Source organism: Gallaecimonas zhanjiangensis (genome assembly GCF_057624825.1).
Genome location: NZ_CM172603.1, coordinates 546,885 through 569,190, shown reverse-complemented (window position 1 = coordinate 569,190; position 22,306 = coordinate 546,885). Strand labels below are relative to the sequence as shown.

Here is a 22,306-nt window from a genome sequence, read left to right as displayed (position 1 = left end):
AAAGTCGGAAGAGCGGCCAGCGGGGCCGGGCTATAAGAGAACAAGCTGTCCTTGGTTGTAACAGGGCATCCCTTAAGGTCAGCCGCCGTCAGAGCGGGCTACCCAGAACAACACCGACATTGTGAGGAGATGGACATTGAACACCAGCAACCCGACCCGCAAGGCCCTGCCCGGCCTGCTGCTGATGCTGCCACTGGCAAGCGCCCTGGCCCAGGAACAGGCCGACACCAAGGACGAGGGCCTAGCGATTGAACAAATCACCGTCACCGCCCAGAAGCGGGGCGAGAACCTTCAGGAAGTGCCCCTGGCGGTGTCGGTACTGACCAACAAGGATTTGGAGCGGGGCAATATCCAGACCTTCCAGGACATCCAGTACTCGGTGCCCAACCTCACCATGGCCACCTATTCCCCCTTTGCCACCACCGTCAACATGCGCGGCGTGCCCTCCAACCCCAACGGCGTGTTCAACTCCGGCACCAGCCCAGGCCTGGGCATTTATGTCGACGGTGTGGTGTACGGCCGGGCTACCGGCTTTAACCAAGAACTGAGTAATATCGAGCGGGTGGAAGTGCTGCGCGGCCCTCAAGGCACCCTCTTTGGCCAGAACACCAACCTGGGGGTGGTCAACATCACCACCCGCAAACCTTCCGATCTCCTCGAAGGCAAACTGAAGCTGGATTTGGGCAACTATGACCTTCGCCGCGTCAACGGTTATGTCTCAGGCCCCCTGGTGGAAAACCTGCTGGCCGCCAGCCTCACCGGCTTTAGCGTTAAGCGGGACGGCTTTCAAACCAACCTTGCCGACGGCAGCAAATTGCAGGACGAAGACCGCTACGGCGGCCGCGCCCAGTTCCGGCTGACCCCAAGCGACAAACTCACCATTGATATCAGCGCCGACCGCCTCAAGGAAGACAGCACCCCGCCGGGCAACCGGCTGACCGCCATCAGCCCCTATGGCCTAGCCGCCGTGGCTTTTTACAACGCCAGCGCCACCGCCAGCGATTTCACCACCAGCGACAAGCGCGATCTCTACGCCAACAGCAACCGCCTGTTCGGCAAGCGCGACAACTGGGGCCTGGACGCCACCCTGAGTTACCTTTTCGATAACGGCTACCAGTTCAAGTCCATCACCGCCCGCAAGCAATACGACTCCACCGCCGGTACCGATCTTGACGGCACCAGCCTCGACATCTACTACAGCGTCGAGCAGGAAAACGACGACCAGTTCACCCAGGAGTTCCAGCTGATATCCCCGGCCGATAAGGCGCTGCGTTACGTGGCCGGTCTCTTTTACCTCCATAACGACTCGGACAACGACCAGTTCTTTGGCACCGGCACCGGCATTTACGGCATCCCCACCGGCCTTAGCGCCCCCTACCCCACCAGCTTCAACGCCGATGCCGGTAACGGAGTCACCCTCGGCGGTGACGTGAAAACCGAAAGCGCCGCCGCCTTCGGTAACCTCACCTATGACTTCACCGACCGTTACAGCGGCTTTGTGGGGCTGCGTTACTCCGAGGTGGAGAAAAAGATGGCCTTCTTCCAGCAAGGTTTTGCCACCTCCCTGCCCGGGCTTTATCTCAACAACTACGTGGACATTCCCGAGACGCACCAGAAGCAGAACGACAACTTCGTGTCTTGGACCACCGGCCTTAACGCCAGCATCAGCGGCCTGACCGAGCTGCCCATGCACGGCTACGCCAAGGTATCGCGCGGTTACAAGGAAGGGGGGTATAACTTCAGGCCCCAGTCCCTTGAGGCCATCGGCGGCGACGCCAGCCACCCGGACATGAGCTTTGGCAAGGAAACCGTCACCAGCTATGAGATTGGCCTCAAAAGCGACCTGCTGGACCGGCGCATGCGCCTGAACCTGGCGGCCTTCTACCTCGATTATGAAGACATTCAAACCCGGGTGGTGGACGACAGCGGTGTCAACCGGGTGGTTAACGGCCCGGCGGCCACCAGCAAGGGCCTGGAAGCCGAGCTGACCTTCAGGGCTACAGAGGGCCTGTCCATCAAGGCCTCAGGCGGTTATGCCGATGCTACCTTCGACAGCTTCCATAACTGCGCCAGCAACAGCGATTGCACCGGCAACCAACTGCCCGGCGCCTCCAAATGGACCGCTACGCTGGGCCTGAGCTACACCCGCACTGTGATAAAAGACTGGGATCTGCTGGCCGGCGCCGATTACAGCTACCATAGCCGCATGTACCAAGACGCTCGTAATCTGGAGGCCACCCGCCTCAACGCCAGCAACCGGGTGGATGCCCGTCTCGGCCTGGTGAGCGCCAGTGGCAATTTGGAAGTGATGCTGTGGGCCAAGAACCTGTTCAACCAAGACGACCAAGCCTACCTGCAGGATGTGGCAACCTCGGATCTGTCCATCAGTACCGACCTGTACGCCCCGCCCCGTACCTTTGGGGTGAGTTTTACCTATAGCTACTATTAAAAAAGCGGGCAACAGCCCGCTTTTTTATTGCCAGGCCTGCCATCGATTGAGGCTGTAAAGCGTGCCCTTGGGCACTTTGAAGGTCACCTCCACCCCGCAGGACAGGGTATGAGTGCCGGGGCTTATTTCCATCTGCTCGCCAAAGCTGCGGTGCGCGTAGTGCCCGTCCAGCACCACCCTGTTGCAGCGCCCGCCGTTGGTGCTGTTAACACTCAGGTAAGTGCGGCCATCTTCGGAGAAGCTCACCTTGCCGTAGGGGGTTTCGCCGTCCCCGGCCCACAGGCCAGAGCAGCCCGCCAGCAGGGTTAAAGAACAGGTGATGAGCAGGGGTCTTAGCATGACTGATTCCTTGGCGTACCGGCGTCCTGAACGGGGGTTTAAACGCAACATAGCGTTATGGTCCCTGATGGACATCAACCGGGACTAAGAATTCACAGCTGCGTCACAATTTATGTGCAGGAGTGGCTTTTCAGCCACGCCATAGTCCCTTAAAGCGCCTCGAAGCCACCCTTGCCAAGGCCATGAAAACCACAATATTGCCAAGCGGTTAGCGCATTGTTTCTTGAAAAGTGAACAACCACTTCCCCAGCCGGCTTTTAAAAACGTGATCCTGTTCCTTTTCCCTCACCGCAAAAGGTTTATGATGAACAAAACTTAAACAGCGACCTTGCCTGCACCGTGAAAACCCTGTTGCCCCTACTGCTGCTGCTTTGCCCCTGGTTGTGCCTGGCTTCGCCCATGGCCGACATGGTGGTGGTGCACAAGTCCAGCTACAGCCTGGCACTGATGAAAGACGGCAAGGTGTTGCAGCGGTTTTGGATAGCCCTGGGGCCGGCGCCCTATGGCCCAAAGCTCCGTGAAGGGGACCAGCGCACCCCCGAAGGCCGCTACCTGCTGGATTACAAGAAAGCCGACTCGGCCTTTTACAAAGCCATTCACATCAGTTACCCCAACGACACCGACCTCGCCAAGGCCCGCTCCCGTGGTTTTAGCCCAGGCGGGCGGATTATGATCCACGGCCAGCGCAACGGCTTTAACCCCAAGGTACAGCCCTCCAACTGGACCAACGGCTGCATCGCCCTGCTCAACGCCGACATGGACAGGTTGTGGCGCGCCATCGCCCCCGGCACCCCCATCGTTATTTACCCTTGAGCGCTTAAAACCGGCAGTACGGCCCGGCGCTGCTCCCCTCGCTTTACATTGCTGCGGTACAGGTGTACCTTCCTGCGCCATTGATAATAACTATCATTTGCAAACTCATTAACTCTAAAGGAGATAGAGATGGCGCGCCCCATACCGGCCACTGTATCCGCGGTCAGTGCCCTGACCCTGGCCCTTTGCACCTGCCTGGCCCAAGCCAAAGACCAAGACTCCGAGCACCTTAAAAAGACCCAGGTGGATGAAAAGATCACGGTGCTGGGCAGCGCCGAGGAGCAAATCAAGCAGTCGCTGGGGGTGTCCATCATCTCCGCCGAAGATCTTATTCGCCGGCCACCGGCTAACGATCTGTCGGAGATCATCCGCAAAATGCCGGGGGTCAACCTCACTGGCAACAGCGCCTCCGGCCAATACGGCAACAGCCGGCAAATCGATATCCGCGGCATGGGCCCGGAGAACACCTTGATCTTGATTGACGGCAAACCGGTCAGCTCCCGCGATGCCATCCGCATGGGGAAATCCGGCGAGCGCAACACCCGGGGCGACTCCAACTGGGTACCGGTTGAAGCGGTAGAACGCATCGAAGTGCTGCGGGGCCCGGCCGCCGCCCGTTACGGCTCGGGGGCCGCTGGCGGCGTGGTGAACATCATCACCAAAAAGCCGGCCAAAGACTTTAAAGGCTCGGTCAGCCTCTATGCCAACGAGCCCGAAGACAGCCGCGAAGGCGCCTCGCGCCGGGCCGGTTTTAACCTCTCAAGCGGCCTCACCGACACCTTGTCTTTCCGCCTCTACGGCAACGTCAATAAAACCGACGCCGATAGCCCTGAGCTCAACGGCGCCTACGCCAGCAGCGATACCGCCACCGCCCCGGCTGGCCGCGAAGGGGTACGCAACAAAGACATTAACGGCTTATTGCGCTGGGATTTATCAAAGCAGCAGGTCATTGAATTTGAAAGTGCCTTTAGTCGCCAAGGCAATATCTACAGCGGTGACCGCGCAGTGAGCAGCGGCGGCTCGGAGCTGTTAAGCAGCCTCGCCGGCGACGGCGCCGAAACCAATATCCTCTATCGCAGCAGCGGCGCGGTCAGCCACCGTGGCAACTGGGATTGGGGCAGTACCCAGTTGTCGCTCTCCGTTGAGCGAACCCGCAACCACCGCCTCAACGAAGGCCTGGCCGGCGGCGTGGAAGGCAGCATCACCAGTGATGCCAGTTGGTCCACCTCCACCTACGACAGCTACCTGCTGAGCGGTAACACCGTTATTCCCTTCAGTCTCGGTAAAGTCGCCCAAACCGGCACCCTGGGTTTTGAGCTCGGCCGCGACCAGCTGGACGACCCTTACTCCATGTCCCAAAGCCTTGGCGGCGGCGACATTGACGGCCTGAGCGACCAGCGGGACGGCAAAAACGACAGCCGTTATTACGCCCTCTATTTGGAAGACAACATTGAGCTCAGCCTCGATTGGATAGTCACCCCCGGGGTGCGCTTTGACCATTACAGCCAGTTTGGCGGTAACTGGAGCCCCTACATCAGTACCTCCTACCAGCTGACCGACGACATCACGGTGCGGGCCGGGGTAGCCAAAGCCTTCAAGGCGCCCAACCTTTACCAGGCTGACCCCAACTACCTCTACTACACCCGTGGCAACGGCTGCCCCCAGGATTACCCCAGCCAGGGCAAGGGCTGCTATATCCTCGGCAACGACAGCCTGGAGCAGGAGACCAGCGTCAACAAGGAGCTGGGGCTGCAATACCAGCACCATGGCTGGAACGCCTCGGTGGCCTACTTTCGCAACGATTACAAAAACAAGATTGTCTCGGGCATGGTGCCGGTGGGCCAGAACGCCTCTGGCGCCTGGATAATGCAGTGGACCAATGCGTCCAAGGCCCGTATCGAAGGGGTTGAGGGCAGCCTGCGGGTGCCGCTGCTGGGCCGGGGTGGCGAGGTACTGAGCTGGAATACCAACGTCACCTACATGGACAAAAACAAGAACCTCGATACCGACCAGCCGCTGTCGGTGATCCCCCGCTACACCGTCAATTCCTTTATCGATTGGCAGCTGAGCGAGGCGTTGTCGTTGTCTTTTACCGCCACCCGCTACGGCAAGCAAAAGCCCCAGACCATCAACTTCAACGGCAGTGAAGCCGAAGGCGACGCCCTGGAAACCCGAAGCCCCTACAGCCTCTTTAGCCTGGGCGGCAACTACCGGTTCAGCCCCAGCCTGCGCCTGGGCTTTGGGGTGTCCAACCTCACTGACCGCCAGCTGTTCCGCCAGTCCACCGGCTCCAGCGCCGGGGCCAATACCTACAACGAACCGGGCCGGGCCTACTACGCCTCAGCTACCTACTCGTTCTAACGCCAGCCCGCCGCCGTGCGGGCTTTTTTCAAGGAATCGCCATGAAACTGCTGTTTTGGCTGCTGTGCCTGCCAATGGCCGCCTTCGCCGCCCCGGATCTCAGCAACCCCCTCGGCCCCACCATCGCCGATACCGGTTCGGCCTATTACCACTTTGACACCCATGCCTTTACCTCGGCCGACGGCCAGCGCCATTACCGGGTGGTGACAGCCCTGCCCAACAAGGCGCCACCGGCCAGTGGCTACCCGGTGATTTACCTGCTGGATGGCAACAGCGCCCTGGCAAGCCTTAACGACGCCATGCTGGCCACCTTGCAGGACGACCCGCCGGTGATTGTCACCGTTGGCTACCAGACCAAGCTGCGCTTTGATGTCAGAGCCAGGGCCTTTGATTACACCGAGCCCAGGCTCGATGGCAAAGCCATCAATGAAGCTCGCCCCGGTGGCGGCAGCGATGCCTTTTTGGCGCTGCTGACCGGCCCCATCAAGGCCCATGTCAGGGCCTTGGTAAAAACCGACCCGGCGCGGCAAACCCTCTGGGGCCACTCCTTTGGCGGGCTCTTTGTGCTCTACGCCCTGACCCAGACAGAAGGGGAATTTAGCGGCTATGCCGCCGCCGATCCGGCGCTGTGGTGGCAAGGGGGCGATATGCTCGCGCGCCTGGCGGCTTTTGCTGGCAAGGAAGGGGGCAAGAACCAGGTGCTTATCATGCATGGCGGCGCCAAGGCTCCCGAGCGGGTCTTGGATGGCGCCCAGCAGGCCAGGCTCAAGGCCCGCCAACAGATGATGGGCGCCGTGCCCAAGGACGCCGCTCTGGAGGCCGCGCGCCGTTTGGCGGGTAAGGCCGGCGTCACCAGCCATTACCGGGAGTTTCCGGCCCTCTCCCACGGCCCGTTGTTTGGCGCCGCCTTGATGCCGGCGCTACGCCTGGCTCAGGGGCACCTGGCGGACTAAGGCTTATTGCAACGCGGCCAGTACCGCCGCCACGTCCTTTTCCAAGGCCCGCAGCAGAGCCTTGGCTGGCCCTGTGGGTACCCTTCGCCCCTGCTCCCAATGGCGCAGGGTGCCCATATTCACTTCAATCAGTTCGGCAAAGGCTTTTTGGGTTAAACCTGTCTTGGCCCTGATGGCCTTGATGCGCTCGGCATCGAATTCCTGCTCATCCTGCATACAGCATCTCCTTGGCATTGCCCGAGCATTATGGCATTGATAAGTGCCCATGTTATATCAACATCGACCTTTGGGAGACAGGGATATGTCCATAGTTAAACACTTGTACGGCTTGGTTTTTCTGATGATTTCCAGCCAGGCTTTGGCGGCTGTTGAACCCGGCGAACTTCCCCCTTCGTTTTTAGGCAACACCCCGGACGGCAAGCCGGTGGAGCTTAGCCAGCGCAAGGGCAAAGTGGTGGTGGCCACCTTCTGGGCCAGCTGGTGCGGGCCCTGCCTGCAAGAAATGAAAGTGCTGGAAGGTATTCAGCGCCAGGTAGGTAAGGATCAATTGGAGATCGTCGCCATCAATTTTCACGAACCGCCACGGCGCTACCGGGCCATAGTGCGCAAGCTCAAAGACTTTCAAGTGACCTTTACCCATGACGCCCACGGCGCCATCAGCGACAGGTACGGGGTGAAGGCCCTGCCCAACATGTTTATCGTCAACAAGAACGGCTTGGTGGTCGAGCATCACCTGGGCTACAACCCGGACGGCACCGGTGAGTTAGTCGACGAACTCAACAAGCTGATGAGCGATCCGGCGCCGCAGACATAAAAAAACCCGCCATCTGGCGGGTTTTTTCAAGCACCTTGCTTACTCGGCGTAAGCGTCGGTGGGCACACAGGCGCAGAACAGGTTGCGGTCACCGTACACATCGTCGATGCGGTTAACGGTGGGCCAGAACTTGTTGAGGCGCACGTCGTCATTGGGGAACACCGCCAGGGCGCGCTCGTAGGCACGGTTCCAGTTGGGGTCCATGACGTCGTCCTGGGTGTGGGGCGCGTTCACCAGCGGGTTGTCTTCCAAGGTCCACTCACCACGGCCAACCTTTTGAATTTCTTCAAAGATCGCAGTCATGGCATTGATGAAGCGGTCCAGCTCGGCCTTGGACTCTGACTCGGTGGGTTCCACCATCAGGGTGCCGGCCACCGGGAAGGACATGGTGGGGCTGTGGAAACCGAAGTCCATCAGGCGCTTGGCCACGTCCATCTCGCTGATGCCGCTTTCCTCTTTGAGGGGGCGCAGGTCCAGGATGCACTCGTGGGCTACCCGGCCGTTACGGCCGCTGTAGAGTACCGGGAACTTGTCGCCCAGGCACTTGGCCACGTAGTTGGCGTTGAGGATGGCGTACTCGGTGGCTTTTTTCAGGCCAACCGAACCCATCATGGCGATGTACATCCAGGAGATGGGCAGGATGCCGGCCGAGCCGAACTGGGCGGCAGACACGGCGCCGCTGTCGGCGTTGGGGCCTTCAAGCTGCATCACCGCGTGGTTGGGCACGAAGGGCGCCAGGTGGCTTTTGACACCGATGGGGCCCATGCCGGGGCCGCCGCCACCGTGGGGGATACAGAAGGTCTTGTGCAGGTTGAGATGCGACACGTCAGAGCCGATAAAGCCCGGCGCGGTCAGGCCCACCTGGGCGTTCATGTTGGCACCGTCCATGTACACCTGGCCACCGTGCTGGTGGATGATGTCACACACCTCACGGATGGTCTCTTCGTAGACGCCGTGGGTGGATGGGTAGGTCACCATGATACAGGCCAGGTTGTCGGACACTTCCTCGGCCTTGGCGCGAAGGTCAGCCAAATCGATGTTGCCCTGCTTGTCGCAGGCCACCACCACCACCTTGTAAGACACCATCTGGGCGGTAGCCGGGTTGGTGCCGTGGGCGGAGCTGGGGATAAGGCAGACGTTACGGTGCGCTTCGCCGCGAGACTCGTGGTAGCCGCGAATGGCCAAGAGGCCCGCGTACTCGCCCTGGGCGCCGGAGTTGGGCTGCATGGCGATTTGGTCGTAACCGGTGATGTTCACCAGCCAGTCGGCCAACAGGTTAATCATGCCGTGGTAACCCTGGGCCTGGTTGTCCGGGCAGAAGGGGTGCAGGGCAGCGAACTCGGGCCAGGTGATGGGGATCATCTCGGCGGTGGCGTTCAGCTTCATGGTGCAAGAACCGAGGCTGATCATGGAGTGGTTCAGGGCCAGGTCCTTGTTCTCGAGGCGCTTGATGTAACGCAGCATCTCGGTTTCGGAGTGGTACTGGTTGAACACCTCATGCTTGAGCACCGCGTCTGCACGCTTGAGGGAAGCCGGAATGGACTCGATTTCGCCGTCTTGAATACGCCCATCCAGGGCCGCTACGTCCATGCCGTGGCCGGCGCCCAGCAGGATGTCAAAGAGCTCCGCCACGTCTTCACGGGTGGTAGCTTCGGAAAGGGTCACGCCCACGGCGCCGTCGAGGTCACGGCGCAGGTTAACGCCTTTAGCTTCAGCGGCGGCCAGGGTGGCGGCCTTGTCTTTGACATGGATGGTCAGGGTGTCAAACCAGTGGCCGTTGGCAATGGCCAGGCCCTTGTCTTTGAGGCCCAGAGCCAGGATGTCGGTCAGGCGGTGAATGCGCTGGGCAATGCGTTTGAGGCCTTCGGGGCCATGGTAAACGGCGTAGAAGGAGGCCATGTTGGCCAGCAACACCTGGGCGGTACAGATGTTGGAGTTGGCCTTTTCGCGGCGGATATGCTGCTCGCGAGTCTGCATGGCCATACGCAGCGCCGGCTTGCCACGGGCGTCTTTGGAGACACCGATGATGCGGCCAGGCATGGAACGCTTGTAGGCGTCGCGGGTGGCAAAGAAGGCGGCGTGGGGGCCACCATAGGCCATGGGCACACCGAAGCGTTGGGCAGAACCCAGCACCACGTCGGCGCCCAGGGTGCCGGGGGATTTCAGGAGCAGCAGCGCCATGATGTCGGCGGCCACGGCCACGATACCCTTCTGGGCCTGGATGGCGGCAATGAGATCGCTATGGTCAACCACGTCACCCTGGGTGCCGGGGTATTGCAGCAGGGCACCGAAGATGTCCATGCCTTGGGCGCTGGCAGCAGGGCCAACCACCACCTCAAAACCAAAAGCGCTGGCGCGGGTTTTCACCACACCGATGGTTTGCGGGTGGCACTCTTGGTCCACAAAGAAGGTGTTGGACTTGCTCTTGGCCACACGCTTGGCGAGCGCCATGGCTTCGGCGGCGGCGGTGCCTTCGTCCAGCAAGGAGGCAGAGGCCAGGTCCATGCCGGTGAGATCCATGGACAGTTGCTGGAAGTTCAAAATGGCTTCCAGGCGGCCTTGGGCGATCTCCGGCTGGTAAGGGGTGTAGGCGGTGTACCAACCCGGGTTTTCCAGCACGTTACGCAGGATAACGTTGGGGGTCAGGGTCGGGTGGTAACCCATGCCGATGTAGGATTTAAAGACCTTGTTCTTATCGGCCAGGGCTTTTAATTGAGCCAGGGCTTCTTCTTCGGTCTTGGGCGCGCCGATGGTCAGCTCTTTATCCAGGCGGATGGAGCCGGGCACGGTTTCTTCAATCAGGGCTTCAACGGACGCGGCGCCAATGGTGGCCAGCATGGCAGCAGTTTCAGCGGCATCCGGGCCGATATGGCGGTCGATGAAGGCGTCTTTGTATTCGAGTTCGGTCAAGGAACGGCGGGTATCAGACATGTTCACCTCTGATGGTAAGCAAAGCCCCGGCGATACGCCGGGGCTTTGAACAACAATACGTTAGCTTATTCTTCGTCGATGACGTTCTGGTAGCCTTCGGCATCCAGCAGCTCGGCGAGCTCGGCATCGTCGGTGGCTTTGACACGGAACAGCCAGCCGTCGGTGTAGGGCTCGTTGTTCACGGTCTCGGGGGCGTCTTCCAGGGCCTCGTTAACGGCAACGATCTCGCCGGTCAGCGGGCTGTACACGTCGGAGGCGGCTTTTACAGACTCCACCACAGCCACGTCGTCACCGCTGTTCACGGTGCTGCCCACTTCCGGCAGTTCAACGAAAACCATGTCACCCAGCAGCTCTTGGGCGTGCTCGGTGATGCCGATGGTGTAGCTGCCGTCGGACTCTTTGCGGATCCACTCGTGGGAGGCGGTGTATTTCAGATCTGCAGGGATATTGCTCATTGTTATTCCGTTCCTTTAATGCCTGAGTTTGGTGAACTGAATTAGGTTAGCAAACCTTCTTGCCGTTACGCACGAATGCTGGCTTGACGACCTTCACATCCACCAACTTATTACGAATTTCTACCTGGGCATCGGTGAAGTCACCGGCCGGAACCCGGGCCATGGCGATGGCAAAACCCAGGGTCGGAGAGAAGGTGCCGGAGGTGATCTCACCTTCGCCATTGGCGGTCACCACCTTCTGGCCGTGACGCAGCACGCCTTTTTGCTCCATTACCAGGCCAACCAGTTGCATGGTGCCGGCGGCTTTTTGGGCTTCAAGGGCGCTGCGGCCGATAAAGTCGCGGTCCTGGGGTTCCCAGGCGATGGTCCAGCCCATGTTGGCGGCCAGCGGAGAAACGGTCTCGTCCATGTCCTGGCCGTAGAGGTTCATGCCAGCTTCCAGGCGCAGGGTGTCGCGGGCACCCAGGCCAGCGGGCTTGACGCCGGCGGCCAGCAGGGCGTTCCACAGGGCCACGGCCTGGTCTTGGGGGACGACGATTTCGTAGCCGGCTTCGCCGGTGTAACCGGTGGTGGCGATGAAAAGGTCACCGGCCTGCACACCAAAGAAGGGCTTCATGCCTTCAACGGCGGCGTTTTGCTCGGCGCTGAATACGGTAGCGGCCTTGGCTTTGGCATTGGGGCCTTGCACGGCGATCATGGCCAGTTCCGGGCGCTCGGTGACAGTCACCTCAAAAGCGGCGGCCTGCTTGGTGATCCAAGCCAGGTCTTTTTCGCGGGTGGCGGAGTTCACCACCAGGCGGAAGAAATCTTCAGACAGGAAGTAGACGATAAGGTCGTCAATCACACCAGCGTTGTCATCGAGCATACCGGTGTAGAGGGCCTTGCCCGGCACGGTGAGCTTGGCCACATCGTTGGCCAGCAGGTAGCGCAGGAAGTCACGGGTTTTGGCGCCGGTGAGATCCACCACCGTCATGTGGGAAACGTCGAACATGCCGGCATCGCTGCGCACCGCTTTGTGCTCTTCAATCTGCGAGCCGTAGTGCAGCGGCATATCCCAGCCGTGGAAGTCGACCATCTTGGCGCCACAGGCGTTGTGGGAATCAAAAAGCACGGTTTGTTGGGTCATGGCGTTTCCCTTATCTGTTCATTCTGGCGGTAAGGTCCAGGGATGAGCAGCAAAAGAAAACGATTACCTGCCCATCATGGCAGGGCATTATAACGCCGCGATGACAACAATTTAATGTGAGAATATTTGATGCTTTTCTTGCACAGATGAAAGCTGCTCAAGCACCGCCACACCCCTAGCTTCTTCAATAAAAACCCGTTTAACCGGTGCCACCAAAGACACCCCATTCAGCCCCAGGTTACGCATTACTTTAAGTAATGGATTGGCAACACCGAACAAGGTTTTCAGGCCATTCATGGCCGCCAGCATCTTAATAGCGGCCGCTTTACGGGCCCGGCCATAAGGGGCCAGCACCTTGAGGCAGCCAAAATCGCGCTCATCCATGGCGGCGTCCAGCAGCATTTGGGCCAGCGCCAGGGCATCGGCCAGGCCCAGGTTGACCCCTTGGCCAGCCAGAGGGTGGATGGTGTGGGCGGCGTCTCCCACCAGGGCAATACGGGGTTTGACAAAATCCCGGGCGTAACGGGCCATCAGCGGCAGCCTTTGCACCCCGCTCAACAGCTCTATGGCGCCCAGGCGATTATCAAAAGCCAGGCGCAGCTGGTTGGCAAAATCGGTGCTCTCAAGGGCCATCAGGGCATCGGCCTCTTGCGGCACCGTCGACCAGACAATGGAACACTGGTTAGCGTCCCAAAGCGGCAAGAAAGCCAGTGGCCCCTGGGGGCGGAAGATTTGCCGGGCAGCGCCCTGGTGGGGCAGCTCGGTTTTTACCGTTGCCACCAAGGCGTGGTGGCCGTAGTCGTGAAACACGATGGGAATGTCGGCCAGGGCCCGCACCTGGGAATTGGCACCGTCGGCCCCTACCAGCAGGCGGGTCGCCACCATGTCGCCGTTATCCAGGCTCAGCATCAGGTTTTGCTCGCCTTCGTTGATGGCGGCAAGCTTGGCCGGGGTCTTGAAGGTGATGGCCGGGCACTGGCGAATTTCCTGCCACAGCGCCAACTGAATTTGCCGGTTCTCGACAATGTGGCCAAGTACTTCGGCTTTGACGTCTTGGGCGGAAAAGGCCAGCTTACCGAAGCTGTCTTTTTCCCAGACTTCCATGGCCTGATAGGGGCCTTTACGGGCAATGTGCTGCCAGGCGCCAAGGCCGGCCAGGATTTGCCGCGAACCCTCGGAAATGGCGCTGACCCGTGTGTCAGCCACCGGGCCAAAGTCCTGGCTGGGCTCATGGCCGTCCACCAACACCACCTTGATGCCACCGCGGCCCAGCATCAGCGCTAGGGCGGCGCCAACCATACCGCCACCCACCACGGTGACCTGCGCTTCCATAAAGGCCATCAGTTTTCCCATCCAAGCATTTGCCAGGCCAGCTTACGCTTGGCCATCGGCAGGTGATTCAAAAGACCCAGGCCTGCATTGCGCCCGAGATAGAGCGGGGTCAGATCCCAGGTAAAGAGGCGGGCCAGCAGATCGGTAGTGGCGATGGTGCGGCCAAGGTCGCCCTGGCGCTTCGCCTCCCAACGGGCCAGGCCCTGCCAATGGCCGGGGTCGCCAGGGGCAAGACTTTCAAGCAGCACCAACACATCACGAAGGCCGAGGTTAAAGCCCTGGCCAGCAATGGGGTGCAGGCTGTGGGCGGCGTTACCCAGCACCACCGCCCTGTGGGCGCGCAAACTGGCCGCCTCGATTAGGTGCAGCGGGTAACAATAGCGCTCACCGATATCGACAAAAGCCCCCAGGCGCCAGCCAAAACGCTGCTGCAACAAGGCGGCAAAGCCTTGGTTGCAAAGCGCCATGGTCTGCGCCACCTCTTCGGGGCGCACGCACAGCACCAAGTTCATTCGCCCCTCAGTCATGGGCAGCAGCGCCAGGGGGCCGGTGCCGGTGAAACGCTCATAGGCCCAGCCCTGGTGGGGCTTGTCGGTTTTGATATTGGCGATGATGGCGCTTTGGCCATAGGGCTTGTCGCTGGCGGCGATACCCAGCAGCTTGCGGGTTTGCGACTGGCCGCCGTCGGCCACCACCAGCAACTTGCACTGCAGTTGCAGGCCAGAGGCCAGGGTGACCTGATAGCCGTCATCCAACGATTCGATATGGGCAATGCGGTCTGGGCAAAACCACTGGCAAGGCAGCTTTTCACGCAGCACCTGGCCAAAGGCCCGCACCGGGATCACTTGCCCTAAAGCCTCGACCTTGTGGTCGGCGGCGTGAATTTGAGCGCGGCCAAAGCCGCCGCGCTCGGCCACATGAATATGGCGGATAGCCTCAGCATCGGCCTTTAGATGGGGCCACAGCCCCATCATCTCCAGGCCTTCGACAGAGCCGGCCGACAGGGCAATAACGCGATCATCAAAGCTTGGCTGCTGGCTCTGGTCAAACCGGGCCGGCTCGACAATGCCGACCTGCCAATGCCCGAAGCGGCGGGCCAAACCCCAGGCCAGGGTAGCCCCGACCATACCGCCGCCGACAATGAGAATATCGAGCTTCATGACATCAATGCAGGGTCTTGGCGGCGCTGGGTTTAGGAGCCTTGGCAAAATTGCTGAACACCAGCATGGCGACAACCCGCAGGTATTCTTCCACTTCGACAAAAGCCGACTCGGCGGCGCTGTCGTCTTCTTCCACTTCGGTGGAGAGGTTGGCAATTTCAGCCAAGTCTTCAAGGGCTTCGCTGATGTCTTCGCTGACCTTCACCTTACCGGCCTGCACGCCGTAACCGGCCAAAAAGCCCTGGGCCCAGTCGCAAAGCCCTTGGATACGGTCCGGCAGGGCTTCTTCTTCGTCAGGCAGCAGCACTTCAAATTCAAAATTGGCTTCGACCAGTTGCTGGCAAAGCTGCTGGAACAGCGGCTCCAGCACGTCTTTAACCGCCTGGGTATAAGCCAGGCCGTTGTTGGTCAGGTCATAGAGGGGAACCAGGTAGTTTGTGCCATCCATCTCATGGCCGGCCGCTACCAGGCCGGTAAGAATGCCGTGGATCTCGGCCGGGGAAGCGGTAACCTGGTTGCTGGCCAGCAAGCGGGCCAGGCTTTCGTAGGCATTGGGATTCTGGCCGTTAGGGCTCATATTCATCTTCCAGCAAGGGGCATGGACGTTATCCTAACACGAAGGATGCGCTCATCAGCCAGCGCATCCCTTGATCCATCGCAATGGCATCGCTATAGTGCGCCACCTTAACGCGCGCCTACGGATGCAGACTGATTACCCAAGGACACTGCATGGCAGAGCAATCGTTGCAAGAGACGTTGGAAATTGTCGTACTGGGCAGACGCTTTCGCGTAGCCTGCCCTCGTGGACACGAGCAATCTTTGAAAGAAGCCGCCCGTGACCTAGACGACCGCTTGAAAACCCTGCGTAATCAGTCCGAATTAGGCAACCGCGAACAATTGCTGACCATGGCAGCTCTGAACCTCACCCATGAACTGCGCCTTGCTGAGGCCCGCAGCCGTGAGTATGCTGATGCCATGGACTCCAAGATCAAGACACTGCAGCAAACCATTGAGCAGGCCTTGATCCACCAGGCGAAAGAATAAGTCCCTGGGATGTTTGCCAGCGGATCTATGTCCCTGAGCCGATATCTACGTCTAAGGGTGCTTTCTCTGCTGCTATTGCGCAAGCTCAGCCCGTACTGAGACGCCTACGGCGGCAACCAAGTACCCGCCTTGAACCATTGGGTTCAAGGGCTAACATCTGCAGCGGCATTCCGGGGCCCTCTTATTGAATGACTGACCGAAACGGCATTCGCCGCTGGGCACGCCAGCAACGAAGCGCCCTCTCCCCTACTGAGCAAGACCACGCCGCCAAGGCCGCCGCCCAGCAAGCGCTGGGCCTGACGGAACTGGCCGGCGCCACCACCCTCGCCCTTTATCTTGCCAACGATGGCGAGCTGAACCCTCAGCCGCTGCTCGATGCGCTGGCCGGCGCCGGAAAAACAGTGTTGCTGCCGGTGCTACATCCCTTTGTGCAAGGACACCTGCTGTTTATGCAATACCAGCGCGGTGAAGCCATGACCCTCAACCGTTTTGGCATTCCCGAACCGCAGCTGGATGTCGGCAAAGTGGTGCCGGTTGGAGACATCGATGTGGTTTTTACCCCCTTGGTGGCTTTTGACGATGCTGGCCACCGTTTGGGCATGGGCGGCGGCTTTTACGACCGTAGCCTCGCCTCTTACCAGGGGTTGGTGGTAGGTCTTGCCCATGATTGCCAGCTGCACCCGGCGCTGCCGGTGGCCAGTTGGGACAAACCCTTGAGCCTTATCGTCACGCCAAAGGGGATAAAACGTTTTCGTAGCTGATATAATGCCAGCCCCATTCCCCTTGGAGCCCTGGTAATGACGCAAGATGAACTGAAAAAAGCCGTTGGTTGGAAAGCGCTGGATTATGTGGTCAAAGACAGCATAGTGGGCGTGGGCACCGGCTCTACCGTCAACCACTTCATCGACGCTCTGGGCACCATCAAGCACCAAATCAAAGGTGCCGTTTCTTCCTCTGAAGCCTCCACCGCCAAGCTCAAGGCCATGGGCATCGAGATTTTTGATCTCAACAGCGTGCCGGAGTTGTCTGTCTATGTAGACGGCGCCGATGAAATAAACGGCCAGAACCATATGATCAAAGGCGGCGGCGCGGCCCTTACCCGCGAGAAAATCGTCGCCGCCGTGGCCGACAAGTTCGTGTGCATCGTCGACGCCAGCAAAACCGTTGAGGTGCTGGGCGCCTTCCCGCTGCCGGTGGAAGTGATCCCCATGGCTCGCTCCTATGTGGCTCGCGAGATGGTCAAACTGGGCGGCGACCCGGTCTACCGCGAAGGAGTGGTGACCGACAACGGCAATGTGATCCTCGATGTGCATAACCTGCAGATCGTCGATGCGGTTGATGTTGAAGCCAAGATCAACGCCATCGTCGGCGTGGTTACCAACGGCCTCTTTGCCGCCCGCGGCGCCGATGTGGTGCTGGTTGGCACCAGTGACGGGGTAAAAATCCGTTGACTTTTAGACGGCCATCTGGCCGTCTATACACCCCTGGCGAAAAATGCGCCTGACGCGCCCCACCAGGTACACCGATTCTCCAAGCTAGCAACACCAGGTGAAACATGGCCCAGTACTCCCTCGACAAAGACAAGATCCGCTTCCTGCTCCTTGAAGGTGTTCACCAAAGCGCCCTGGACACCCTCAAGGCCCAGGGTTACACCAATATCGAGTACATCAAGACTTCCCTCTCCGGCGCCGAGCTGGCCGAGAAGGTCAAAGACGCCCACTTTATTGGCCTGCGCTCCCGTACCCAGATCACCAAGGATGTGCTGGCCCACGCCGAGAAACTCTGCGCCATCGGCTGTTTTTGCATCGGTACCAACCAGGTGGATCTTGGCGAAGCGGAATCGCTGGGCGTGCCGGTCTTCAACGCCCCGTTCTCCAATACCCGTTCTGTTGCCGAGCTGGTGATTGGCGAAACCATCATGCTGCTTCGCAACATTCCAGCCAAAGCAGCCGCTGCCAAAGTGGGCGGCTGGGACAAGAGCGCCAACGGCAGCTTTGAAGCCCGGGGCAAAACCCTTGGCATTATCGGTTACGGCCATATCGGCACCCAGCTTGGGGTACTGGCCGAGACTCTGGGCATGAACGTGATTTTCTACGATATCGAGAGCAAGCTGCCCTTGGGTAACGCCCGGCAGGTCAGCCAGGCAGAGTTGCTGGCCCAGGCCGATGTGGTCAGCCTGCACGTGCCGGAAACGCCCTCCACCAAGAACATGTTCGGGGCCGAGCAAATCAACCAGATGAAGGCCGGCGCCATCCTCATTAACGCGTCGCGCGGCACCGTGGTGGATATCGACGCTCTGGCTGGCGCCCTGGAAAGCAAACACTTGGCCGGCGCCGCCATCGACGTGTTCCCGGTAGAGCCCAAAGGTAACGACGAAGCGTTCGTCAGCCCGCTGCAGGCTTTTGACAACGTCATCCTCACTCCCCATATCGGCGGCTCCACCGTGGAAGCCCAGGCCAATATCGGTGTGGAAGTGGCCAACAAGCTGGCCAAGTACTCAGACAACGGCTCCACCTTGTCGGCGGTCAACTTCCCCGAGGTGTCCTTGCCCCAGCATGACGGCCGTTCCCGCCTGCTGCACATTCACCGCAACCAGCCAGGTGTAATTAACAGCATCAACCAAATCTTTGCAGAGACCGGCGTGAACATCGCCGCCCAGTACCTGCAAACCACCCAGCAAATCGGTTATGTGGTGATGGATGTGGATGCCGCCTACGCCGACGACGTGCTTGAAAAGCTCAAGGCAGTGAAAGGCACCGTCAAAGCACGGGTACTGCACTGAGTTCTCTTGCATGCAAAAAGGCCTCCCTCGGGAGGCCTTTTTTATGGGCGAAGACAGCGCATTTACCAACAACTCCGTCTCCAGCAGGAAGCCGCCCTCAACCGGGGTTGCTCCGCCACTCGCTATTGGGGCTGGGGTAAGGGCGAGTGCCGTCCAGATTGCGAAAGATCTTCAAAGACCACATGAAGTCGGCCGGGAAACGGCTGATGAGCTTCTCGTAGGTTTGGTTCATCTGGGTGGCAGAGGCTAGGTCGTCGGTTTCAAGCGCCGCCAAGGGCTCCTCTACATGCAGCACGAACTGGTGGGTGTAAGGGTCGTAACCCACTATCACCGGCACCACCTGGGCTCGGGCTGCCTGAGCCAGCCGCCCCATGGTTGGCAAGGTGCATTTGGGAGTGCCAAAAAAGGGCGCAAACACCGACGACGCCATGCCGTGGTCCTGGTCAGCCACGTACAGGCAGGAATAGCCGCTACGGATACTCTTGACCAGGGTACGCATCCCTTCGCCCCGGCTAAATTGCACACCTCCTTGGGAGGTGCGGTACTTGAACATCAGGTAGTCAAAGACCGGTTTACCGGTAGGCTTAAAGATGTTGGACATAGGGAAACCGGCCAGGATCAGGGCTCGGGCAGTCCAATCCAGGCCAAAGGTATGGGGAGTCAGAAAAAGCAGCGGCTTGCCATTGGCTTTGAGCTTGGCCAAACGACCATCATCCTCGATGCGGATACGCCGTTGCTGAGCTTTCTTGGAACGCCACATCAGTTCGCCAAGGCTCAACACCGTTTGGCAAAAGGCCCTGACGTTTTCCCGTGCCATTTGCTCGTAAGCGCTGTCGGGCAGGTCTGGGAAACAGCGCTCAAGATTACAGCGGATCACCAAGCGACGCTTTTTCAGAAAGTCACGGTTAATCATCCAACTGGCAATAACATCAGCCAGACGGTCTCTCACTAACAGGGGAATAAACGCCATAAACAGCATGGCCAGCACAATCAACCAGTGCCCCCAATATCGGGGGCGCAGCAGGCGCAGATGAAAAGAAGAATGGTAAGGGCCTTGGTCAGACATCAGAGTCAGCTAATCAGAAATACTGAACCGAATATTACACCCTAGTATCACGCCAGAGGCCAGGGCTGCTGCGCTTTGTCGTGATAATTCGCCCAAATTAATGCAGCGATTTGGGCGGCATGATGTAGCCCTGGTAACCGGTCAGCCCCAACTCTTTGAGCAGCTCCAGTTGCTCGCTCCTTTCCACCCGGGTGGCGATAACTTGGATCTTCATGCTTTTTCCTACTCGGGCAAGGGCCCTGACCACTTCCTGGCCCACGTCTTCGCTCTGCTCATAGCAAGCCAGGCTTTGGTCCAGCTTGATGTGATCCGGTGCCAAGTCATGAAGATAGCGAAGGGAATTAATATGGCGCCCCACATGGTCAAAACCCAGCCCCAATCCGCGCAGCCGCAGCTGTTCGGCAAAAGCGCGGGCGGCCGGTAAATCGGCCAACACCGCATCTTCACTGACCTCAAACGCCAACGGGTAAGTATGGGGGTGGCGATCTAGCAGTAGTAGCAGCGGGTCGGGGTCACGCATGGTGGCCAAGGTGAGGTTAACGACATTGAGTACCGATTTATCCAGCACTTCGCTGCCCAGCAGTTTGCTGAGCACCGCCATATCCATAGACTGGCCCTGGTTGAACTGTTCCACAAAAGCCAGGAAGGCGCTGGCCGGATACCGCTGAGCCCCAATCGACAGGGAAGCAAACCACTCCAGGTGCAGAGGTTCGTTACCTTCCAAATTCATCGCCGATTGTTGCAACAAGCCGAAATCCTGACGGTCGATGGCATCGGCCACCGCCAAGCGCCATTTCTCCTGGCTTGGCGCACTGTCTTCTGCCAGATGGGCAAAATAAAGCTGTGGGTGGTTTTGCCAGGCTTGGTGCAGGGCACTGTCAGCACTGCTCATTAGGCTGGAGGGGCTGGAATGGTTGCCTCTTGGCACTAAGGCCATGGCAAAGTCGCCTCCGCTTTGGCCCTGCTGCATGGAAAAGGCCAGCAGCTCTTGGTGTACCTGTTCAAGCCAGGCTTTTAACTGCTGCTCGTCAGCGCTGGCGCAAAGCGCCGCAAACTCGGTGTGGCTGATACGGGCGAAAATACAGCGACTGCCTTTCACGCAAAGCCCCTTGAACCGCTCGGCCAGGGCTTTTATCAGGTCGTCCCGCGCCTTGTAGCCCTGCTGCAGGCGCAGGCCGTCTAGCCACTTGATGTCCATCAGCATCAGGCCACCGGTACCGGGCTCCGACAGCCAGGCGTTGAGGTGAGCCATCAGATGGGTACGGTTTGAGAGCCCAGACACCGGATCGGTTTGGGTAGCCAGGCGCAGCCGCCCTATTTGTTCATCCTGCCCCTCGAACATCAATTTGACCCGTTCGGCCATTTCGTTAATGGCCATGACCAGGGTTCTGAGCTCGCGGGTTTTCGGCTCGGCGATAGGCTCGCCAAACTGGCGCTTGGTGATCCGCCTTGCCTGGCGAGCAACGGCATGCAAAGGCCGCATCAGTACCCGCAGGCCTCGCCAAATCACCAGCAGCAAGATGAGGTAAATCACGAACAAGGTTGCCAACAGCTGCACGCCGGTGCGCCAAAGCGCCTGGTAGGCCACCGCCGGGTTCCCCACCACTTTCAGGTTGGCGACCTGCAACCAGCCGGACGTAATCACCTGCTCTTGGGCCACGGCGGCAAAAAGCGGCAACCCCATAAACCATTGCGGCACATCCACGGCCCGGGGCTGCTGCCGCTTGTTTATCACTTCGCCCTTGGCGTACCAGTCGAGCCGGATCTCGCTGTAAAAGCCGGCGTCGAACACCGCCTGCATAACGGTATCCACACCGCCTCTGTCTTCGCTATCCAAAAACGCGGTCAAGGTCAGCCCCAAGGCGGTAGAAGCGTTCTGAACATCGGTCTCCATCTGCTTGTTGATGGCATCCCTTGAGGTATTGAATTCCACCGCATACACCACCAGCACCACCACTAGAAAACTGATGTTGAGCAACCACAGGATTTGTTTTTGTAGGGTCATAGGCGTCCTCTATTCCAAGGTAAGCTGCGGTTTATTGAGGTGATTGATGCCGAAGCGACTTTGCAGGTCCTGCCAGCGTTTCAGGCGAGAGCTTCCTCCCACCAGTTGGCCGCTGCCTTTTTCTTTACTGAGCCACAACTGCTGACCATTGAACGAATAAATGGGGAGCAGATCCGGGCGTTGGTCGGCACGGCGGATATCTGGCACCAGATTGTCGAGGATAAAGGGCACGGCGTTGGGGCTGGGATAAAAGGCCAGCACCATGTGGTATTGGTTAACGGACAACGCCTTGACGTAGGTAATGCGCATCTTCTGTTCTGGCACCCCCATGGACAGCAAGGTAAAAAACTTGGCGATGGCAAAGTCTTCACAGTCGCCGCCGTTAGCGCCAATAAACTCCAGCGGTGTTGCCCAGTAGTCGTTCAGGTGCCAGAGCTTGTCGTCATCTATGAAGTGGAACTGGTTGAAAAAGTTGTTCACCAGCTCCATCTGCATGGCCTCGGGGCGGCCTTGGTTCTCGGCCATCAGCGCCTGCCAGCTATCCAACCTTTTCCCGGCCCGCTCACCATAGACCTGCACCACCTTGAGCCTGGCCTGGCTCAAATCCAATTGGGAAAGCCCGGCCCATAACAGGCCGGGCAACAATGGCAGCAACCAGAGCCACTTTTTCATTCAC

20 protein-coding genes and 1 other RNA gene are annotated in these 22,306 nt (G+C 59.4%); 10 read left to right on the top strand and 11 right to left on the bottom strand.

The features are described from left to right. Positions 1-136: 136 nt before the first annotated feature. Complete coding sequence (locus AC22G1_RS02635; RefSeq protein ID WP_487315396.1) at positions 137-2,449, top strand: TonB-dependent receptor; 2,313 nt, start codon at positions 137-139, stop codon at positions 2,447-2,449. Positions 2,450-2,473: 24 nt separating this feature from the next. On the opposite strand, the gene AC22G1_RS02630 is transcribed toward AC22G1_RS02635, so the two are convergent. Beyond that, complete coding sequence (locus tag AC22G1_RS02630) at positions 2,474-2,788, bottom strand: hypothetical protein (RefSeq protein WP_487315395.1); 315 nt, start codon at positions 2,786-2,788, stop codon at positions 2,474-2,476. A 339-nt stretch (positions 2,789-3,127) separates the two neighbouring features. On the opposite strand from AC22G1_RS02630, the gene AC22G1_RS02625 reads away from it, so the two are divergent. The 3 genes from AC22G1_RS02625 to AC22G1_RS02615 all read left to right on the top strand — a co-directional run bounded on the left by AC22G1_RS02625 (position 3,128) and on the right by AC22G1_RS02615 (position 6,915). Continuing rightward, entirely contained in the window at positions 3,128-3,601 is a 474-nt protein-coding gene (locus tag AC22G1_RS02625) for a L,D-transpeptidase family protein (protein WP_487315394.1), read from the top strand. A gap of 129 nt (positions 3,602-3,730) precedes the next feature. Continuing rightward, on the top strand, positions 3,731-5,962 hold the full coding sequence (locus AC22G1_RS02620) for a FepA family TonB-dependent siderophore receptor (RefSeq protein ID WP_487315393.1): 2,232 nt from the start codon (positions 3,731-3,733) through the stop codon (positions 5,960-5,962). A gap of 41 nt (positions 5,963-6,003) precedes the next feature. Further along, entirely contained in the window at positions 6,004-6,915 is a 912-nt protein-coding gene (locus tag AC22G1_RS02615) for an alpha/beta hydrolase (RefSeq protein WP_487315392.1), read from the top strand. A 3-nt stretch (positions 6,916-6,918) separates the two neighbouring features. Here AC22G1_RS02615 and relB read toward each other — a convergent pair whose 3' ends face one another. After that, positions 6,919-7,149: a type II toxin-antitoxin system RelB family anti-toxin transcriptional regulator gene (relB, locus tag AC22G1_RS02610; RefSeq protein ID WP_417355554.1), complete on the bottom strand. Its 231-nt coding sequence runs from the start codon at positions 7,147-7,149 to the stop codon at positions 6,919-6,921. A gap of 67 nt (positions 7,150-7,216) precedes the next feature. Here relB and AC22G1_RS02605 point away from each other — a divergent pair, with 67 nt between their 5' ends. Further along, positions 7,217-7,729 carry a TlpA disulfide reductase family protein gene (locus AC22G1_RS02605; protein WP_487315391.1) on the top strand — a complete coding sequence of 171 codons (513 nt, stop codon included), beginning with the start codon at positions 7,217-7,219 and terminating at the stop codon, positions 7,727-7,729. 39 nt (positions 7,730-7,768) lie between these two features. Here the strand turns inward: AC22G1_RS02605 and gcvP are convergent, their stop codons facing one another. The 6 genes from gcvP to AC22G1_RS02575 all read right to left on the bottom strand — a co-directional run bounded on the left by gcvP (position 7,769) and on the right by AC22G1_RS02575 (position 15,310). Further along, positions 7,769-10,660: an aminomethyl-transferring glycine dehydrogenase gene (gene gcvP / locus AC22G1_RS02600; RefSeq protein WP_487315390.1), complete on the bottom strand. Its 2,892-nt coding sequence runs from the start codon at positions 10,658-10,660 to the stop codon at positions 7,769-7,771. Positions 10,661-10,725: 65 nt separating this feature from the next. Next, entirely contained in the window at positions 10,726-11,115 is a 390-nt protein-coding gene (gene gcvH / locus AC22G1_RS02595; RefSeq protein ID WP_050660786.1) for a glycine cleavage system protein GcvH, read from the bottom strand. Positions 11,116-11,161: 46 nt separating this feature from the next. After that, complete coding sequence (gene gcvT / locus AC22G1_RS02590) at positions 11,162-12,241, bottom strand: glycine cleavage system aminomethyltransferase GcvT (protein ID WP_487315389.1); 1,080 nt, start codon at positions 12,239-12,241, stop codon at positions 11,162-11,164. A 111-nt stretch (positions 12,242-12,352) separates the two neighbouring features. Beyond that, the gene (locus AC22G1_RS02585) at positions 12,353-13,594 is read right to left on the bottom strand and encodes an FAD-dependent monooxygenase (protein ID WP_487315388.1); all 1,242 of its coding nucleotides are present in this window, start codon (positions 13,592-13,594) and stop codon (positions 12,353-12,355) included. Further along, complete coding sequence (gene ubiH / locus AC22G1_RS02580) at positions 13,582-14,733, bottom strand: 2-octaprenyl-6-methoxyphenyl hydroxylase (RefSeq protein WP_487315387.1); 1,152 nt, start codon at positions 14,731-14,733, stop codon at positions 13,582-13,584. The genes AC22G1_RS02585 and ubiH overlap by 13 nt, the downstream gene beginning before the upstream one ends. A 4-nt stretch (positions 14,734-14,737) precedes the next feature. Continuing rightward, positions 14,738-15,310, bottom strand: coding sequence for a UPF0149 family protein (locus tag AC22G1_RS02575; protein ID WP_487315386.1), 573 nt, complete (start codon positions 15,308-15,310; stop codon positions 14,738-14,740). A gap of 152 nt (positions 15,311-15,462) precedes the next feature. Between AC22G1_RS02575 and AC22G1_RS02570 the strand changes: the two genes are divergently transcribed. The 5 genes from AC22G1_RS02570 (at position 15,463) to serA (ending at position 18,559) form a co-directional block, all read left to right on the top strand. Next, positions 15,463-15,777, top strand: a complete 315-nt coding sequence (locus AC22G1_RS02570) for a cell division protein ZapA (RefSeq protein WP_083446022.1) — start codon at positions 15,463-15,465, stop codon at positions 15,775-15,777. Beyond that, a non-coding RNA gene (gene ssrS / locus AC22G1_RS02565) (6S RNA) lies at positions 15,776-15,958 on the top strand. The genes AC22G1_RS02570 and ssrS overlap by 2 nt, the downstream gene beginning before the upstream one ends. 7 nt (positions 15,959-15,965) lie before the next feature. Beyond that, entirely contained in the window at positions 15,966-16,538 is a 573-nt protein-coding gene (locus tag AC22G1_RS02560; protein WP_487315385.1) for a 5-formyltetrahydrofolate cyclo-ligase, read from the top strand. A gap of 36 nt (positions 16,539-16,574) precedes the next feature. Then, positions 16,575-17,228 carry a ribose-5-phosphate isomerase RpiA gene (rpiA, locus tag AC22G1_RS02555; RefSeq protein WP_487315384.1) on the top strand — a complete coding sequence of 218 codons (654 nt, stop codon included), beginning with the start codon at positions 16,575-16,577 and terminating at the stop codon, positions 17,226-17,228. A gap of 104 nt (positions 17,229-17,332) precedes the next feature. Further along, positions 17,333-18,559, top strand: a complete 1,227-nt coding sequence (gene serA, locus AC22G1_RS02550; RefSeq protein ID WP_487315383.1) for a phosphoglycerate dehydrogenase — start codon at positions 17,333-17,335, stop codon at positions 18,557-18,559. A 97-nt stretch (positions 18,560-18,656) separates the two neighbouring features. Here serA and AC22G1_RS02545 read toward each other — a convergent pair whose 3' ends face one another. From AC22G1_RS02545 to AC22G1_RS02535, 3 genes are all read right to left on the bottom strand, one after another. After that, positions 18,657-19,625 (bottom strand): LpxL/LpxP family acyltransferase, encoded by a 969-nt coding sequence (locus tag AC22G1_RS02545; RefSeq protein WP_487315382.1) that lies wholly within the window; start codon positions 19,623-19,625, stop codon positions 18,657-18,659. Positions 19,626-19,722: 97 nt separating this feature from the next. Beyond that, positions 19,723-21,630, bottom strand: a complete 1,908-nt coding sequence (locus AC22G1_RS02540; protein WP_487315381.1) for a bifunctional diguanylate cyclase/phosphodiesterase — start codon at positions 21,628-21,630, stop codon at positions 19,723-19,725. Positions 21,631-21,639: 9 nt separating this feature from the next. Beyond that, complete coding sequence (locus AC22G1_RS02535; protein WP_487315380.1) at positions 21,640-22,302, bottom strand: transglutaminase-like cysteine peptidase; 663 nt, start codon at positions 22,300-22,302, stop codon at positions 21,640-21,642. Positions 22,303-22,306: the final 4 nt, after the last annotated feature.

What these genes read in the sequence shown, in the direction of transcription:
- AC22G1_RS02630 (WP_487315395.1), bottom strand. Translation starts at nt 2,788, where the DNA reads ATGCTAAGACCCCTGCTCATCACCTGTTCTTTAACCCTGCTGGCGGGC.
- AC22G1_RS02620 (WP_487315393.1), top strand. Translation starts at nt 3,731, where the DNA reads ATGGCGCGCCCCATACCGGCCACTGTATCCGCGGTCAGTGCCCTGACC.
- AC22G1_RS02615 (WP_487315392.1), top strand. Translation starts at nt 6,004, where the DNA reads ATGAAACTGCTGTTTTGGCTGCTGTGCCTGCCAATGGCCGCCTTCGCC.
- relB (WP_417355554.1), bottom strand. Translation starts at nt 7,149, where the DNA reads ATGCCAAGGAGATGCTGTATGCAGGATGAGCAGGAATTCGATGCCGAG.
- AC22G1_RS02605 (WP_487315391.1), top strand. Translation starts at nt 7,217, where the DNA reads ATGTCCATAGTTAAACACTTGTACGGCTTGGTTTTTCTGATGATTTCC.
- gcvP (WP_487315390.1), bottom strand. Translation starts at nt 10,660, where the DNA reads ATGTCTGATACCCGCCGTTCCTTGACCGAACTCGAATACAAAGACGCC.
- gcvH (WP_050660786.1), bottom strand. Translation starts at nt 11,115, where the DNA reads ATGAGCAATATCCCTGCAGATCTGAAATACACCGCCTCCCACGAGTGG.
- gcvT (WP_487315389.1), bottom strand. Translation starts at nt 12,241, where the DNA reads ATGACCCAACAAACCGTGCTTTTTGATTCCCACAACGCCTGTGGCGCC.
- AC22G1_RS02585 (WP_487315388.1), bottom strand. Translation starts at nt 13,594, where the DNA reads ATGGGAAAACTGATGGCCTTTATGGAAGCGCAGGTCACCGTGGTGGGT.
- ubiH (WP_487315387.1), bottom strand. Translation starts at nt 14,733, where the DNA reads ATGAAGCTCGATATTCTCATTGTCGGCGGCGGTATGGTCGGGGCTACC.
- AC22G1_RS02575 (WP_487315386.1), bottom strand. Translation starts at nt 15,310, where the DNA reads ATGAGCCCTAACGGCCAGAATCCCAATGCCTACGAAAGCCTGGCCCGC.
- AC22G1_RS02570 (WP_083446022.1), top strand. Translation starts at nt 15,463, where the DNA reads ATGGCAGAGCAATCGTTGCAAGAGACGTTGGAAATTGTCGTACTGGGC.
- AC22G1_RS02560 (WP_487315385.1), top strand. Translation starts at nt 15,966, where the DNA reads ATGACTGACCGAAACGGCATTCGCCGCTGGGCACGCCAGCAACGAAGC.
- rpiA (WP_487315384.1), top strand. Translation starts at nt 16,575, where the DNA reads ATGACGCAAGATGAACTGAAAAAAGCCGTTGGTTGGAAAGCGCTGGAT.
- serA (WP_487315383.1), top strand. Translation starts at nt 17,333, where the DNA reads ATGGCCCAGTACTCCCTCGACAAAGACAAGATCCGCTTCCTGCTCCTT.
- AC22G1_RS02545 (WP_487315382.1), bottom strand. Translation starts at nt 19,625, where the DNA reads ATGTCTGACCAAGGCCCTTACCATTCTTCTTTTCATCTGCGCCTGCTG.
- AC22G1_RS02540 (WP_487315381.1), bottom strand. Translation starts at nt 21,630, where the DNA reads ATGACCCTACAAAAACAAATCCTGTGGTTGCTCAACATCAGTTTTCTA.
- AC22G1_RS02535 (WP_487315380.1), bottom strand. Translation starts at nt 22,302, where the DNA reads ATGAAAAAGTGGCTCTGGTTGCTGCCATTGTTGCCCGGCCTGTTATGG.